General features: G+C 33.1%; 13 protein-coding genes and 1 tRNA gene. 9 read left to right on the top strand and 5 right to left on the bottom strand.

Translation table 11 applies throughout. The features are described 5' to 3' along the window. Positions 1–132: 132 nt before the first annotated feature. The 3 genes from J2X17_RS01105 to J2X17_RS01095 all read right to left on the bottom strand — a co-directional run bounded on the left by J2X17_RS01105 (position 133) and on the right by J2X17_RS01095 (position 2,397). Entirely contained in the window at positions 133–357 is a 225-nt protein-coding gene (locus J2X17_RS01105) for a DUF6814 family protein (protein WP_310293881.1), read from the bottom strand. A gap of 13 nt (positions 358–370) precedes the next feature. Next, positions 371–1,867: an MFS transporter gene (locus J2X17_RS01100; protein WP_310293879.1), complete on the bottom strand. Its 1,497-nt coding sequence runs from the start codon at positions 1,865–1,867 to the stop codon at positions 371–373. 454 nt (positions 1,868–2,321) lie between these two features. Beyond that, positions 2,322–2,397 (bottom strand) — tRNA-Phe (locus J2X17_RS01095). A 104-nt stretch (positions 2,398–2,501) separates the two neighbouring features. Here J2X17_RS01095 and J2X17_RS01090 point away from each other — a divergent pair. From J2X17_RS01090 to J2X17_RS01060, 7 genes are all read left to right on the top strand, one after another. After that, positions 2,502–3,236 carry a type III pantothenate kinase gene (locus J2X17_RS01090; RefSeq protein WP_310293877.1) on the top strand — a complete coding sequence of 245 codons (735 nt, stop codon included), beginning with the start codon at positions 2,502–2,504 and terminating at the stop codon, positions 3,234–3,236. Further along, complete coding sequence (gene bamG / locus J2X17_RS01085) at positions 3,229–4,458, top strand: BamG family beta-barrel-assembly machinery protein (RefSeq protein ID WP_310293875.1); 1,230 nt, start codon at positions 3,229–3,231, stop codon at positions 4,456–4,458. The genes J2X17_RS01090 and bamG overlap by 8 nt, the downstream gene beginning before the upstream one ends. Before the next feature lie 52 nt (positions 4,459–4,510). Continuing rightward, positions 4,511–5,062: an LPS export ABC transporter periplasmic protein LptC gene (gene lptC / locus J2X17_RS01080; protein ID WP_310293873.1), complete on the top strand. Its 552-nt coding sequence runs from the start codon at positions 4,511–4,513 to the stop codon at positions 5,060–5,062. A gap of 8 nt (positions 5,063–5,070) precedes the next feature. After that, entirely contained in the window at positions 5,071–5,265 is a 195-nt protein-coding gene (locus tag J2X17_RS01075; protein ID WP_194658185.1) for a hypothetical protein, read from the top strand. Positions 5,266–5,267: 2 nt separating this feature from the next. Next, a complete protein-coding gene (locus J2X17_RS01070; protein ID WP_310293870.1) occupies positions 5,268–6,527 on the top strand; it encodes a hemolysin family protein in 1,260 nt (419 codons plus the stop codon). A gap of 108 nt (positions 6,528–6,635) precedes the next feature. Continuing rightward, positions 6,636–8,735 (top strand): peptidylprolyl isomerase, encoded by a 2,100-nt coding sequence (locus J2X17_RS01065; RefSeq protein WP_310293869.1) that lies wholly within the window; start codon positions 6,636–6,638, stop codon positions 8,733–8,735. A gap of 291 nt (positions 8,736–9,026) precedes the next feature. Further along, complete coding sequence (locus J2X17_RS01060) at positions 9,027–9,461, top strand: hypothetical protein (RefSeq protein WP_310293868.1); 435 nt, start codon at positions 9,027–9,029, stop codon at positions 9,459–9,461. A gap of 23 nt (positions 9,462–9,484) precedes the next feature. On the opposite strand, the gene J2X17_RS01055 is transcribed toward J2X17_RS01060, so the two are convergent. After that, positions 9,485–10,405 carry a GYDIA family GHMP kinase gene (locus J2X17_RS01055; protein ID WP_310293865.1) on the bottom strand — a complete coding sequence of 307 codons (921 nt, stop codon included), beginning with the start codon at positions 10,403–10,405 and terminating at the stop codon, positions 9,485–9,487. A gap of 153 nt (positions 10,406–10,558) precedes the next feature. Further along, the gene (locus J2X17_RS01050; RefSeq protein WP_310293863.1) at positions 10,559–11,872 is read right to left on the bottom strand and encodes a hydroxymethylglutaryl-CoA reductase, degradative; all 1,314 of its coding nucleotides are present in this window, start codon (positions 11,870–11,872) and stop codon (positions 10,559–10,561) included. A gap of 180 nt (positions 11,873–12,052) precedes the next feature. Between J2X17_RS01050 and J2X17_RS01045 the strand changes: the two genes are divergently transcribed. Together J2X17_RS01045 and J2X17_RS01040 are read left to right on the top strand one after the other, a co-directional pair. Continuing rightward, the gene (locus J2X17_RS01045; protein ID WP_310293861.1) at positions 12,053–14,224 is read left to right on the top strand and encodes a S9 family peptidase; all 2,172 of its coding nucleotides are present in this window, start codon (positions 12,053–12,055) and stop codon (positions 14,222–14,224) included. Between the two features lie 37 nt (positions 14,225–14,261). Further along, positions 14,262–15,938 (top strand): peptide MFS transporter, encoded by a 1,677-nt coding sequence (locus J2X17_RS01040; RefSeq protein WP_310293859.1) that lies wholly within the window; start codon positions 14,262–14,264, stop codon positions 15,936–15,938.

Here is a 15,938-nt window from a genome sequence, read left to right as displayed (position 1 = left end):
TAATGAAATTTATTAAGAAAGAAAGTTAGAAGTATATCATTTGCTTCTAACCGATTAAAATTTGGTTTTGTTAGTAATTGCAAAAAGGGCCGTCTATTATAGACAGCCCTTTTGTTTTTTGAGTGGATTTAGTTATTTTTTCTTGTCGTATTCTCCAAGCAAAGAAAAATAACCAAATGTTCCCAGTCCTAAAACGATTAATGGGGTTAGAATAAATAGGATGATAATTCCGAAGACTAAATCATCTTGTTTGTCTGATAAAAACTTAGGTAAGCCAAATTCAAACACGCAAAAGTAGGCTGCGGCAACGGAAAGTATAATCCACAAAACACCTAAAATTCTTTTAATTGCATTCATATTGATGTAGGTATTAAAGGTGATTAGTTTTGTTTTTATTGTCAATATAAATCATCCCGATTACAAAGCATACTGATGCAATAATAATTGGGTACCAGAGGCCATCAAGGTAAAAATCTGTTTTCCCGTTGGCTTTGGCATGTGTCACAAAATAAGTTGAAATTGCAGGAAGTAAACCTCCAAAAATTCCATTTCCAACATGATAAGGCAGTGACATCGAAGTGTATCTGATTTTAGTTGGAAACATTTCGACTAAAAATGCTGCGATTGGCCCATACACCATAGTTACAAATAAAACCTGGATAAAAACCAGAAAGATAAGAGTCCATTCATCATTTGAATTAATGCTAATAGAGGTAGTGATCTGATCTTCTTTTTTGCTTGCAAAATGGGTTTTCTTTTCTACAGAAACTGTTCCGTCGGTATATACTTTTTTAGTTGTCGTTATAGCATCATTGCTTCCGTTTATTTCTACAGTTTGTTTTGTTTGTGCGATGATTTCAGTTTTAAGGCTGACATCGGTTGTGGTATACATCATTTTATAAATTGGCCTGTACAATAAAATCGCAAGTAACATACCGCCCATCATAATGTATTTCCTTCCCACTTTATCACTTAGCCATCCAAAGACAATAAAAAACGGAGTTCCAATTAATAATGCGATTCCAAGTAATCCATCAACTTGAGAAGACTCTATGTTCATGACAGTTTTCATGAAGCTCATAGCATAAAATTGTCCGGTGTACCAAACGACACCTTGGCCCATTGTTGCCCCAAAAAGAGCCAGTAAAACAAATTTTAAATTATATCGGTTTCCAAAACTTTCTTTTAGTGGATTCGTACTGGTTGTTCCTTCTTTTTTTGCTTTGGCAAATTCAGGAGATTCATCCATATTTTTTCGAATCAAATAAGAAACGCCAACCATAACTATAGAAACCCAAAACGGTACACGCCATCCCCAAGTGTCAAAGTCTTCAGCTGAAAGAACATTTTTTGTGGCAAGAATTACCATCAAAGAAATAAATAGTCCAACAGTAGCTGTAGTCTGAATCCACGAAGTCCAATACCCTTTTTGCCCAGCAGGAGCATGTTCTGCTACATAAGTTGCTGCACCGCCATATTCCCCTCCTAAAGCAAGTCCTTGCAATAAACGAAGAATTAAGACCAGGAGTGGTGCAAAAAAGCCAATTGTTTCATAACTCGGAATACAGCCAATTAAAAAAGTAGAACCTCCCATTAATAATAAGGTAGCCATAAAAGTATATTTACGGCCAATGATATCACCAAGTCTTCCAAAAAATAAAGCTCCAAAAGGTCTTACAACAAATCCGGCGGCAAAAGTTGCCAATGTCGATAAAAATGCAGCGGTTGGATTATCGCTTGGAAAGAATTTAGTTGAAATTACAACGGCTAAGCTACCAAAAATATAGAAATCATACCATTCAATCATGGTTCCCATTGATGAGGCCGAAATTACTTTCCAAATGCCTTTTGTAGAAGTATTACTCATAAAGTGTTCTTGTGTTCTTGATAATAAATAAAAGTATAAAGTATTATTTTACGAATATATAAGATATTTTTTTATTTAATTGATGCTTTTTTAACAAAAACCATTTAATTGTTGATTTTGCATTTTTAAGCAGCAGGAAAGATTGATGGAGATGAATTTAAGGAGAAAGCCTAATGAGGAAAATGCTATAAAGAAGTTATACCGCTAAATTTTTTTGAGCCCTTGCGACTTAGCGTCTTTGCGAGATATTTCACTAAGCGCTTTAATTTTCTTGTAATATTTTCTAAGTAGAAAGATAACATCGAGAAACAAAACATACAAATTCACACAGCTTTAGATTAAACTTATTGAACCTTAGTGCTTTAGTTTTATTGGAATTTGGAATTTAAAAAAATTGGAATTTAAATTCACACAAAGTATTAAAAACAAAAAACCCACTCAGTTGAGTGGGTTTTGGTGGTACCTCCAGGGATCGAACCAGGGACACATGGATTTTCAGTCCATTGCTCTACCATCTGAGCTAAGGTACCGAGCTGTGCTCATTGCGGGTGCAAAGATAGAATCATTTTTCGTTTATCCAAAAGATTTTTTTAAAAAAATCAATTCGTATCTTCGCACTGGTAAAAAAATAAATATGGTTTTAGCGGTTGACGTCGGAAACACTCGAATTAAAGCAGCTGTCTTTGAGGGTAGTACTGTTCTTGAAAATTTTATTTTTGAGAAAAATGAGCTCGAAAAAAAAATTGAAAAAATTTTAAAAAAATTTCAAAATTGTTCCGATTTGGTCGTTGCTTCGGTTGGTAGTGTCGAAAAACAATCTTTTTTGACTTTCGAAAATCAACTTAAAATCCATTTTTTAACACATGAAGATGTTTTTCCCTTTACAAATAAATATGCAACTCCAAAAACTTTAGGGATTGATCGAATGGTTTTGGCAGCCGGAGCTACTTTGCAGTTCCCGGAACAAAATAGATTGGTCATTGATGCTGGTACATGCATAACCTATGATTTTATCGACGAAAACGATAATTATTTAGGCGGAGCTATTTCTCCAGGTTTGAGATTGCGTTACGAAGCATTACACAATTTCACGGCCAAGTTGCCGTTGCTGACTTTAGATACACCTGAATCATATATAGGCAATTCTACTAAAGAGGCAATTCATTCTGGTGTTGTAAACGGCTTCGTCTATGAGATTGACGGTTTTATCGACGAATATCGAGAGAACTTTTCAAATTTTATAATAATTTTAACGGGAGGCGATGCAGATTTTTTGGCTAAACGATTAAAAAATACCATATTTGCCAATTCAAATTTCCTTCTGGAAAGTTTGAACCAAACATTTCAATATAAAATCGACAATGATTAAAAAAATTATAATAAGTGCCTGCTTACTTATCTCGTTCGTTTCATTTGCTCAGCAAGGTACTGCTTCTCCTTATTCTTTTTACGGAATTGGTGATGCAAGATTTAAAGGTACTCTTGAAAATAGATCTATGGCTGGAGTTTCAGTAGAGCAGGATAGTATCCACTTGAATGTTGACAATCCTTCAAGTTATGCCAGTTTGGGACAAACTACATTTACAGTTGGAGGAAGTTTTGGAACAACTACATTAAAAAATAGTGATGAATCTGCAAAAGCGCAAAGAGCTACTTTTGATTACTTGGCATTGGGAATTCCTATGGGTAAATTTGGTGCTGCTTTTGGTTTGGTTCCATTATCATCAGTTGGATATAAGATTATTAATAATAATACCGATGTTAGTGGTGCCAGAAATACTCAATATGAGGGAAAAGGTGGCGTTAACAAAGTGTTTTTTGGCCTTGGATATAAAATTTTGCCGAACTGGAATATTGGAACGGATGTGCAATATAATTTTGGAAAAATTACAACGTCAAGTATCGAGGGGATTACAGATGTTCAAAATGTAACTGCAGAGACTAATGAATCAGAATTATCTGGTGTGAATTTTAATATTGGTACTATGTATCAAAGAAAAATTTACAAGAAAATGTCAATTTTTACAAGTTTAGATTACACCTTTGCCAGTACTTTAAATTCTGCTAATACAAGAGTTATTACAGTTTCTGGAGATCCGGATCCATATCCTTATCCTGCAACAGATAATAAATTGAAATTGCCTAACAAATTAAGTATTGGAGTTGGAGTTGGAGAGGCAAGAAAATGGTTAGTTGGTACTACATTGGCTTTTCAGGGTAATGGACAATACGCAAATTACTATAATTCAAGTGATGAAGTTCGTTACGAAAAATATTCAAAATATGCTGTTGGTGGATATTATATTCCGAACTACACTTCATTTTCAAGTTATTTCAGCAGAATCACGTATAGAGCGGGTTTAAAATATGAGAAAATTGGTTTAGTGATTAATAATGAATCAATTAATGATGTTGGAATGACTTTAGGAGCAGGATTTCCTATTACCGGATCTTTTTCAAATGTAAATTTAGGACTTGAATTTGGTAAAAGAGGGACGACGACTGCAGGTTTAGTTCAGGAAAATTATTTCAATTTTAGTTTAAGCTTCTCTTTTAACGACAGATGGTTCGTGAAAAGTAAATTCAATTAAGCATAAAGTTTTACGCTTTTTTAAGCTCGTTACAATTTACTACATTTGGCAAATGAATTTACCAAAAAAATATATTATCAACGCTGTCACAGTTCTTGCTGTGACAATGTTTTTTGGATGCGAAAGTAATTTTAAGGAAGTTCAAAAAATTAACTTTTCAGAATTCGTTCCGGGAAGTGATGCGGATACTGTAAATATAAAATATACTGATTCTGGCCGAATTACAGGAGTTTTGAAAAGCCGAAAAATGCTCGATTACTCCAATCTTGAATTCCCTTTTACAGAATTCCCAAAAGGAATTGATGTTACACTTTATGATAAAAAACAAAAGCGTACATTTATAAAAGGAAATTATGCGGTTTCATATAAGCAAACCGGAATTATAGATTTACAGGGTAAAGTTAAAATTACATCAGAAACTGGTCAGATGCTCGAAACGGAACAACTTTATTTTGATCAGAAAAACGAATGGTTTTATACCGAAAGAAAATTCAAGCTTACTGATGCTAAAGGAGTATCAAACGGGCAGGGTATAGATTTTAGTAAAGATTTTAAAGTAATAAATTCACAACGAATAACTGGCGAATTAGAAGCCAACGAATAAAACAAATTATGGGTTACTTAAAATATACACAATACGTTTATATCGCATTTGCAGTTTACTTTATTTATGATGGTGTTATAAAATTGAATGAAGGTAGTGAGAATTATGCCTTGAGTTTTATAATCGCCGGCATGGCAGTTTTTATGTTTTTCTTCAGAAGAAAGTTTGTCAAGAAATTTGATGATCGTAATAAAAAACAGTAAAAATGGAAATTAGTATTATAATACTTTGTTTAATACTATCCGCCTTTTTTTCAGGAATGGAAATAGCCTTTATTTCCTCAAATAAAATTTATCTCGGGATTGAAAAAAAACAAGATAATTTTGCCTCCCAAATCCTGAGCAAGCTTACAGAGAATCCATCAAAATTTATTGCTGCAATGCTTATAGGTAACAATATTGCCTTGGTAGTTTACGGGTTTTTTATGGGTGATTTAATTTTAAATTGTATCGCCAAACTGGGGTTTCATTTTTCAGATATTACCGGCTTATTGGTTCAGACAGTGATTTCAACTTTTATAGTTTTGATAACAGCTGAATTTCTTCCAAAAGTTTTTTTTCAGATTTATGCCAATTCATTAATCAAGATTTTGGCAGTTCCGGCCTATTTGTTTTATCGGTTGTTCTACTATATCTCTACTTTTTTTATCTGGATTTCCGATTTTGTTTTGAGAAAATTTTTTAAAACAGAAGGAGATCAGGTGCAATTGTATTTTAGTAAAGTCGAGCTGGGAAATTATATCACAGAACAAATGAATTCGGTGGAAGATGACGAAGAGGTAGATTCTGAAATTCAGATTTTCCAGAATGCGTTAGAATTTTCAGGTGTAAAAGCGCGTGATATAATGACGCCGCGTACTGAAATTGTCGATATCGATTTGTTTGACAGTATTGCAGATCTTAAAGAGCTTTTTATAGAAACCGGTTATTCTAAGATTGTAGTGAGTCAGAACTCTCTTGATGATATTGTGGGTTACGTGCATTCATTCGATTTATTTAAAAAGCCAAAAACAATCAAATCGGTTCTGATGACTGTTGAGTTTGTGCCTGAAACAATTTTGATTAAAGATGCTTTAAATCTTTTGATTAAAAAAAGAAAAAATGTGGCTGTCGTTTTAGATGAATATGGGGGGACATCCGGAATTATTACAATAGAAGATATTGTTGAAGAGCTGTTTGGAGAAATTGAAGATGAGCATGATTTAGATGAAGAATTAATAGAGCAGGAATTAGGTGATGGTAAGTATTTGTTTTCGACCAGATTAGATGTAGAGTACTTGAATGAAACCTATAAATTAGAGATTCCTGAAGAAGATTCGTACGGAACTTTAGGCGGATTTATAGTGCATCACACGAAGGAAATCCCTCAAAAAGGCGAAGAAATTGTAATAGATAGCTATCATTTTGTGATAGAAGAAGCGACAAATAAGAAAATTGAATTGGTTAAAATGACAATAAAAGAGTGATTTCTTTTATTAATAAAAAAAAATATGCAAAATAAATTGCTAGTTGTATTGTTATTAACTAGATAATTGTATTTTCGCAAACTGAATATAAAATTAACGATAATAAAAATGGCAGTTTTAGCAAAAATTAGACAGCGTTCCGCTTTATTGATAGGAGTTATTGCACTTGCATTATTTGCATTTATAATACAAGATCTAATCGGTAAAGGAACATTTAGTCAAAGTTCAAAAGATGTGGGAAGCATCGACGGAAAAGATATTTCATTTGAAGACTTTAGAGTTAAAGTTAGTAATGTTGAAAAAAGTGGGCAAGGGATTACTTCCACTGAAGCTGCAAACAGAGTTTGGGATCAAGAAGTTTCAATCGCATTATTATCAGCTCAGTTTGATAAATTAGGATTAAGAGTTGGTGAAAAACACTTAATTGAAGTTTTGAAAGCAGATCCAAATATTGGAAAAAACCCAATGTTCTTAAATGCAGCAGGAATGTTTGATGTTGTGAAATTCAAAGAGTATTTCAAAACAAATCCTGAAGCGGCGCAATATATTTCTGCAAAAGAAAAAGATGCTGAATTAAACGCAAAATTTCAAATCTACAATACGTTAATTAAATCTGGACTTTACACAACTGCTAGTGAAGGAAAGTTGAAATACGAAATGGAAGCTAACAAAGTAAACTTTGCTTATGTTGGTGCACTGTATTCTTCTATTAAAGATAGTGAAGTAAAAATTTCTGATTCAGATATCGTAGATTATATGAAGAAAAACGAGAAAAAATTCAAAGCGGATGAAACTCGTGAAATTCAATACGTTTTAGTTGAAGACAAAGCTTCGAAAGAAGATGAGGCTGAAATTAAAGCTAAAATTACTGGATTATTAAACGGAAGTGTTGTTTACAATGCTAAAACAGGTAAAAATGATACTTTGCCAGGTTTTAAAAACGCAACAAATATTGCTGAATTTGTAAACTCAAATTCTGATGTTCCTTACGATTCAACTTATGTAGCGAAAAATGAATTACCAGCTGTTGATGCTGATAAATTATTCAGTTTGCCTGCTGGTGCAATCTACGGGCCTTACGTTTTTGGAAAATACTTATGTATTTCTAAATCTTTAGGATTTAAATCTGGAGTTAATGCAAAAGCAAGTCATATTTTAATTGGTTATGAAGGATCTCAAACTCCAAACCAAAAAGAAAAAAGAACTAAAGAAGAAGCTAAGGCTAAAGCAGAACAAATTCTAGCTCAGGTTCAGGCTAATCCGGATAGTTTCATGATGTTGGCTTTTACAGCTTCTGATGATTCATCTGCTCAGCAAGGTGGTGATTTAGGGTATTTTGGTCCAAACCAAATGGTAAAACCATTCAATGACTTTGTATTCAGTAACGGTATTGGTAAAGTTGGTTTAGTTGAAACACCTTTCGGATTTCATATCATCAAAATTACTGATAAGCAAGACGGAATTCGTTTAGCTACAATCGCTCAAAAAATTGAGCCTTCTGAAGCTACTTCTGATAAAGTATTTACATTGGCAACTAAATTCGAAATGGATGCTGCCGACAAAGATTTTGCTGCTACAGCGAAAGAATTAGGTTTAAAAGTTGCTGCTCCGGTAACTGCTAAAGCAATGGATGAAGCATTTGGTCCATTAGGAAACCAACGTAACATTATCAGATGGGCATTTGATAAAGAAACTAGCATTGGAGATGTAAAACGTTTTGAATTGGCAAATATCGGTCACGTTATTGCACAATACAAAAGCGAAAACAAATCAGGTTTAGTTTCGGTAGCTATGGCTAGACCATACGTTGAATCAATCTTGAAAAACAAGAAAAAAGCTGAAATGTTAACAGCTAAAATGACAGGTTCAAGTCTTGAAGCTATTGCTAAAAGTGCTGGAACTACTGTTCAACAAGCAGCTAATGTAACAATGGATAACCCGGTTTTACCTGGTGGAGTTGGACAAGAGCCAAAAGTTGTTGGTAATGCATTTGCTTTAAGTGCTAATAAAATTTCTGCTCCAATTGAAGGAAATACAGGAGTATATGTTGTGAAAAACATCAGTACTGTAAAAGCTCCTGCGCTTGCTAACCATGCAGAATATGTTGCTAAAGTAAAAGCACAAAGCGCATCTGACGCAAGCAGAATTTTACCAGCGTTGAAAAACAATGCTAAAATTGAAGACAACAGACTACAGTTTAATTACTAAGTTCAAGATTTTATATAAAATAGAAAACCCGAAATGTTCAATGCGTTTCGGGTTTTTGCTTTTTAAAGGCGTTTTAAAATTTGCCTTTTTGGAATAAATGCCGTCTCGTTAATTTTAATTATATAGGAGTAATCGAAATATAATTTAAAAAATTTGTGATATTCAAAATTATACAGTTAATTTGCTCGAATTTTTGTTTTAGGAAAGTATATTTAATTTTATAAATGTTAAATAAAAATTGCAAAAAAATGATAAAAAACTACCTTAATAATCAAGTGATTAATGTTTTTCATGTTTGATTTTTTTAAAAGAAAGCCTAGAGTATATTCCAAAATTGAGAATCATATTTATGGAATAATAACGGAACTTTTAAAAGTTAGCAGCACCGACATCAATGTTGATGAATTGGGAGGGAAATATTATTTAAGTAACGAAGAACAACATTTTAAGGTTACTATCTTAAGTAACGATTATGTTATCAGGCTAACCAACACTCGTGATTCTGTTGCGGAAAAATATGATAAGGTATTTGTTGAAGATGTTTTAAAAGCCGTTAAGGAAGAAAAGCATCGTAGAATGGAAGTCGTATATGATTCTATCACTAATAGTATAGAAAAAATGGCGGAACGTTTACACAATACTCTTATCGAATCTAATGAACTAGAATCTCAAAAGGTTCGTCGTCTTGAAACGAATGAAATTGAGAATAAGAAAGTAAATTTCTAAGTTGTTTTTATTACATCAATATTTTATTCCTGTAAAATCATTTCGTCATACGTAAGAATTGTCTCATATCCTTTTGTGGTAAAATATTGTTTCGGATTTTCTTTTGAAATTACCATTACAAAATCTCCGCCCCAGGCACCAAGACTTTTAACAACACCATTAAAATCTGGGAAAGCAAGTTCTTGAATGGTTTCAAGTTCCAGAATATTACTTAAATGAATTTCGTGTTTTTCAACAGCATGTGCGAAATCTTTAAGTGTTTTTGCGTGTAAAATGGCATTGGTAATTTTGTTGCTAACTGCAATATTTTCAGCTAAATCTTCATTTTTGTTATTATAGTACGCTTTGATCGCAATCTTGCTGCTTTGTTTTTTATTCAGGTAAACAAAAAATATGTTTTGAGTGAAATCAGGCTTAAATTCTGCCGTTTCTACAGTTGGCGTATTTTGTTCAAGTCGATAAATAATGGGAGCATTATTTTGCGCGCAGGCAATATCATAACCGCTGCCTCCAAAACTGTTTTTAAGTAGTGTAAATGCATCAATTTTGGTCCATTGTGCTATGTTGTTTAATAGGGTAGAAGAAGTGCCTAGCCCCCAATTTTTTGGAAATGTTAAATGCGTACTGATTTTGTATCCATCACTACTCTTAATAAAATCTGGATTTAAAAGATAGGCTTCGTGCAGAATGTTAATCAAAGTCGATTTTACAGTTTCGATTTTAGCTTCAATATTGGTTATGATTTCAGAAAATAAAATAATGTCTTCAAACCAAAGCTGATCGTCAAAATTATAGCTCTTCCAGATTATTTCCTGATTTTTGCCATCTTCGACAATTAAATTTTGTCCAAATTTTGTTGGTAATGCAAAGGCATTGGCGCCATCTAGAACTAAATATTCACCCGTAATTAAGAGTTTTCCGTTACTGTAAAAGGTTGTTTTCATTCTGTATTTTTTAGCCCCGATATATTATGTTTTATAATAAATTCCAATATTTTAAAATTGCTTCGCCTGTTCGTCTGCACTAGAGTACAGATTCAAATTATTGTTGGGATTTGGAATTTTCTGATAGTGTAATACTGGAATTTTTTATTTGTTTTATTTTCTTAAATTTTCAATAAACTCAACGACGGCACTGTGCGAAACGGTATTTTTCTTGAAGTGTGACTTTATCAATTGACGCTCTTCTTCGTTAGCCTCAAACTGATTGATAATATTGTTTAAGTGCATTTTCATGTGGCCTTCCTGGATACCAGTTGTAGTTAAGGAACGCAAAGCAGCAAAATTTTGCGCCAGACCTGCTACGGCAACAATTTGCATTAATTCTTCAGCTGAAGGTTTTTCCAGCATTTCCAGGCATAATTTTACTAAAGGATGTAAAGAAGTTAATCCGCCAACTGTTCCCAATGCAAGAGGAATTTCCAGCCAGAAAGTAAATATTCCGTTTTCGATTTTAGCATGCGATAAACTTGAATATTGACCATTTCGCGAAGCATAAGCATGCACGCCTGCTTCAACTGCTCTAAAATCATTTCCTGTTGCCAAAATCACTGCATCAACACCATTCATGATACCTTTATTATGCGTTACCGTTCTAAAAGGCTCAACTTCGGCAATTTGTACTGCCTGAACAAAGCGCTCTGCAAATTCCTGTGGATTCGGAATATGTTTTTCGTTTAAGTCTTCAACAGGACATGAAACTTCGGCACGAACGATGCAATTCGGAACATAGTTAGAAAGTATGCTCATGATGACTTTAACCGATTCTTCTTTTAAAAATAAATCAGAATTCTGAAATTCTTCTTTTAAAGTTGTGGCAAATTGCTCCAGGCAAGAGTTTATAAAATTCGCTCCCATGCTGTCTTTGGTTTCAAAAGTGGCATGAAGCTGAAAGTAGTTTTCAAGTAAACTTCTTTTATCTTTAAGTTTTATGTCTAAAATTCCGCCACCACGTTGCTGCATATTTTTAGTGATGCTCTGCGTGTCTGAGAAGAATTTTGGTTTTATTTGATCAAAGAATGATTGTAGTTTTTCGGCATCTCCATTAAAAGTAAAATGAACCTGTCCAATTTTTTCGGTATTAATTACGGTTGCTTTAAATCCGCCACGAGTTGCCCAATATTTAGCTGATTTTGAAGCTGCAGCGACAACTGAGCTTTCTTCAATTGCCATTGGAATCGTTTTGTAATTTCCGTTTATTAAAAAATTAGGTGCTACTCCTAATGGTATATAAAAGTTAGTGATGGTATTTTCTATAAATTCATCATGCAGTTGTTGAAGCTTTTCATCTGAATTCCAGTAATTTCTTATAATATTTAAAGCTTCTTCAGGAGTTGAAAAATATTCATTGGCAATCCAGTTTATTTTTTCTTTTTTGGATAATTTAGAAAATCCGGCAACAGCGTTGTTCATTCTCAGTATATTAAATAATAATGTGTTGACAAAGATACTATTTTAAGACTTTGTTTGTAATGTATTTGATATTTGAAAAGTACGCAATCGTTATTTTTTTTAACATTTAACACTTGAAATGTGTATTATGTTTATTTTTTTTACTAAAATTGGGCTCTTTTTATATTTAAAACAATTCGAATGAATACAAGTAAAATAACTGTAGTGCTTTTGTTTCTAGTTGCTACTGTGTTTGGACAACAAAAAATTACCGTCGAAAATATTTATGGCGGAGCATTTCGTGCCAAAGGTATGGATGAATTGCAATCCTTAAAAAATACAGATCAATATACTGTTTTAAATGTTGATCAAGCCAGCAGAAGCGTACAGATTGATTTGTATGATTTCGCAACTTTAAAAAAAGTATCAAACTTAATCGACACGAAAAATCACGCAGCACTTGCAAACGGAATTGACAGCTATACTTTTGATGCATCTGAAAAGAAGATTTTACTTGCTTGTAATTCTAATAAAATATTCCGTCACTCATTTACTGCGGATTATTTTTTATATGATATTGCTTCAAAATCACTTACGAAACTTTTTGATTTTCAAGTTCAGGAGCCAACTTTCTCACCTGATGGAACTAAAATCGCTTATGCAAAAGAAAATAATCTTTATGTATATGACGTAGCTTCTAAAAAATCAACAGCAGTTACTACTGATGGAAAGAAAAATGCTGTAATTAATGGTATTACGGATTGGGTTTATGAAGAAGAATTTGCTTTTGTTCGTGCTTTTGATTGGAGCAAAGACAGTAAAAAACTAGCTTATATTCGTTTTGATGAAAGTGCTGTTCCGGAATTTTCAATGTCTATTTTCAAGAAAGATTTATATCCAACAATTGAGACGTTTAAATATCCAAAAGCAGGAGAAAAAAATTCAGTAGTTTCATTACATATATATGATGCAGCTGCAAATGCAACTAAAAAAGTTGATTTAGGAAACTATAATGATTTTTATATTGCGAGATTACAATGGACCAATGATAACAATGTTTTATCAGCGCAGGTTTTAAATCGCCATCAGGATAATCTTGATTTATTGTTTGTAGACGGAACAACTGCCGCTGCAAAAGTAGTTTTGAATGAAAAAGATAAGGCTTACGTTGATGTAACAGATAATTTGACATTCTTAAAAGATAATAGCTTTATCTGGACAAGTGAAAAAGACGGTTTCAATCATATTTATGTTTATGATAAAACAGGGAAACTTAAAAATCAAGTTACAAAAGGAAACTGGGAAGTTGTTTCATACTACGGTTTCGACGAAAAAACAAAAACTATTTTCTACCAATCTACAGAAAATGGTTCAATCAACAGAGATATTTATAGAATTGGTTTAGACGGAAAAAATAAATTACGTTTAACTTCAAAAGTAGGAACAAGTGCTGCAACTTTTAGCCCAAATTTCCAATTTTTCATTACAACTTTCTCTAGTAATTTAGTGCCTACAACTTATACTTTAAATGAGGCGAAAACTGGAAAAGAAATTCAGGTTATCGAAAACAATCAGGCTCTTGCTGATAAACTGAAAGCATACAACCTTCCTGCAAAAGAATTCTTCGTTTTGAAAACGGCTAAAGGGAATGAATTGAATGCCTGGATTTTAAAGCCAAAAGATTTTGATCCTTCTAAAAAATATCCTGTTTTCATGTACCAATATTCTGGTCCGGGATCACAACAAGTAAACAACGATTGGAATAATACAGATGATTACTGGTTCTTGTCACTTACGCAACAAGGTTATATTGTGGCTTGCGTCGATGGTAGAGGTACTGGTTTTAAAGGTGCTGATTTTAAAAAAGTGACTCAAAAAGAACTTGGGAAATATGAAGTAGAAGATCAGATTGATGCTGCAAAAGTAATTGGAGCGTATCCGTATGTTGATGCTTCAAGAATTGGAATTTTCGGATGGAGTTATGGTGGTTTTATGGCTTCAAACTGTATCTTCCAAGGAAACGACGTTTTCAAAATGGCGATTGCTGTTGCTCCGGTAACGAACTGGCGTTTTTATGACAGCGTTTACACAGAAAGATATATGCAGACTCCACAGGAAAATGCTAGCGGATATGATCAAAATTCTCCAATAAATCATGTTGAGAAATTAAAAGGTAAATTTTTATTGATTCACGGATCAGGAGATGATAACGTTCATGTGCAAAATTCTATGCAAATGATGGAAGCCTTAATTCAGGCGAACAAACAATTTGATTCTCAGATATATCCAGATAAAAATCATGGTATTTATGGAGGGAAAACGAGAGTTCAGCTTTATAATAAAATGACTAACTTTATCAAAGAAAATTTATAATTTAAATACAATTAAACTTAAATAAATAGTGAATAATATGGGAGAAACTCAAGTAAAAACTGCGCATCCAAAAGGACTTTGGGTACTGTTTGGAACGGAGATGTGGGAGAGATTCAATTTTTATGGAATGCGGGCGCTGTTGACTTTATTTCTTGTTAACTCATTATTGATGAAAGAAGAAGAGGCTTCGTTAATTTATGGAGGTTTTCTTGGACTTTGTTATTTAACACCAATGTTGGGAGGTTTTGTTGCCGATCGTTTTTTAGGGAACAGAAACTGTATTTTGTTAGGCGGTTTGTTAATGGCAACCGGACAAATGTTATTGTTTACCAGCGGAAGTATTTTTGAAAATAATTTGCCTTTAGCAAAGATTATTATGTATTCTGCATTAGGAGTTATTGTATTTGGTAACGGATTCTTTAAGCCAAACATTTCGAGTATGGTGGGAAGTTTATATCCTAAACAAGAGAAAACAAAATTAGATAGTGCATTTACTATTTTCTATATGGGAATTAATATCGGAGCTTTTTTAGGTCAGTCGATTTGTCCTTTATTAGGAGATGTTAAAGATGCTGGTGGAATTAGAGATATTCATGCTTTTAGATGGGGTTTCATGGCAGCTTCTTTAGCAATGCTTATTGGAACAGTTGTATTTTACATCTTAAAAAATAAATATGTGGTTTCTCCTGAAGGAAGACCATTAGGAGGTTTGCCTTCTAAAAATGAAGCTTCTGACTTTGAAGAAGGTGAAGCGCAAAAAGCTAATTTTTCAAATAAAGCTTTAGCAATTGCGGGGCTTGCATTTATTGCGTTAGGATTCTTTTTTCATTACGCGGTAGGTCAGAATTTAATTTATACTTTGATTTACTCTAGTGGATTGGCATTGGCCGGTTTAATTATTTCTGATACTTCATTAACTAAAATAGAAAGAGACAGAATTATTGTAATTTATATTGTTTCGTTTTTTATTATTTTCTTCTGGGCAGCTTTTGAACAGGCTGGTTCTTCTTTGACTTTTATTGCGGATAACCAGACAGACAGACATTTCTTTGGTTTTCTAATGCCACCATCAATGGTTCAAATTTTCAATGGATTATTTGTAGTTATTATGGCGGTGCCTTTTAGTATTCTTTGGGATACATTAAGAGCTAAGGACAAAGAGCCGATTTCTCCAGTAAAATTAGCGGCTGGTTTAGTTATAATTTCGATTAGTTTCTTTATGATTGCAACTCAGGTTTCATACATCGGAACTTCTGGATTGTTATTAGTAAAATGGCTTATTTTATTATATTTCTTAAATACTTGTGCTGAGTTATGTTTGTCTCCAATTGGTTTATCATTGGTAGGTAAATTATCTCCAAAACGTTTTGCTTCATTATTATACGGAGTATTCTTTTTATCAAATGCATCAGGTTATGCTTTAGGCGGAACTCTAGGTTCTATTTTGCCCGCAACAGGTGATAAATTTGCTAAAGCAAAAGAATTAGGGATTGATCTTCAGGCGGTTTTGGATAATAAAATTACGCCAACTGCTGAGCAATTAGCACTTTTAGATCAACATCAGATTAGTGCGCATAATCACTTTTTTGCAGGATTCGAAATACATAACTTATACGAGTTTTTCATGGTATTTGTTGTTCTTACTGGTATTGCTGCATTAATTTTATTTGCATTGACTCCGTTCTTGAAAAAAATGATGCACGGTGTTAGATAA

Source organism: Flavobacterium aquidurense (assembly GCF_031458035.1).
GTDB lineage: Bacteria > Bacteroidota > Bacteroidia > Flavobacteriales > Flavobacteriaceae > Flavobacterium > Flavobacterium aquidurense_C.
The sequence above is the reverse complement of the archived record's forward strand: the minus strand, read 5'-3'. Positions and strand labels throughout refer to the sequence as shown.

Excerpts from the sequence above, each read along its gene's own strand:
- J2X17_RS01105 (WP_310293881.1), bottom strand. The coding sequence starts at position 357 with ATGAATGCAATTAAAAGAATTTTAGGTGTTTTGTGGATTATACTTTCC.
- J2X17_RS01100 (WP_310293879.1), bottom strand. The coding sequence starts at position 1,867 with ATGAGTAATACTTCTACAAAAGGCATTTGGAAAGTAATTTCGGCCTCA.
- J2X17_RS01090 (WP_310293877.1), top strand. The coding sequence starts at position 2,502 with ATGGTTTTAGCGGTTGACGTCGGAAACACTCGAATTAAAGCAGCTGTC.
- bamG (WP_310293875.1), top strand. The coding sequence starts at position 3,229 with ATGATTAAAAAAATTATAATAAGTGCCTGCTTACTTATCTCGTTCGTT.
- lptC (WP_310293873.1), top strand. The coding sequence starts at position 4,511 with ATGAATTTACCAAAAAAATATATTATCAACGCTGTCACAGTTCTTGCT.
- J2X17_RS01075 (WP_194658185.1), top strand. The coding sequence starts at position 5,071 with ATGGGTTACTTAAAATATACACAATACGTTTATATCGCATTTGCAGTT.
- J2X17_RS01070 (WP_310293870.1), top strand. The coding sequence starts at position 5,268 with ATGGAAATTAGTATTATAATACTTTGTTTAATACTATCCGCCTTTTTT.
- J2X17_RS01065 (WP_310293869.1), top strand. The coding sequence starts at position 6,636 with ATGGCAGTTTTAGCAAAAATTAGACAGCGTTCCGCTTTATTGATAGGA.
- J2X17_RS01060 (WP_310293868.1), top strand. The coding sequence starts at position 9,027 with ATGTTTGATTTTTTTAAAAGAAAGCCTAGAGTATATTCCAAAATTGAG.
- J2X17_RS01055 (WP_310293865.1), bottom strand. The coding sequence starts at position 10,405 with ATGAAAACAACCTTTTACAGTAACGGAAAACTCTTAATTACGGGTGAA.
- J2X17_RS01050 (WP_310293863.1), bottom strand. The coding sequence starts at position 11,872 with ATGAACAACGCTGTTGCCGGATTTTCTAAATTATCCAAAAAAGAAAAA.
- J2X17_RS01045 (WP_310293861.1), top strand. The coding sequence starts at position 12,053 with ATGAATACAAGTAAAATAACTGTAGTGCTTTTGTTTCTAGTTGCTACT.
- J2X17_RS01040 (WP_310293859.1), top strand. The coding sequence starts at position 14,262 with ATGGGAGAAACTCAAGTAAAAACTGCGCATCCAAAAGGACTTTGGGTA.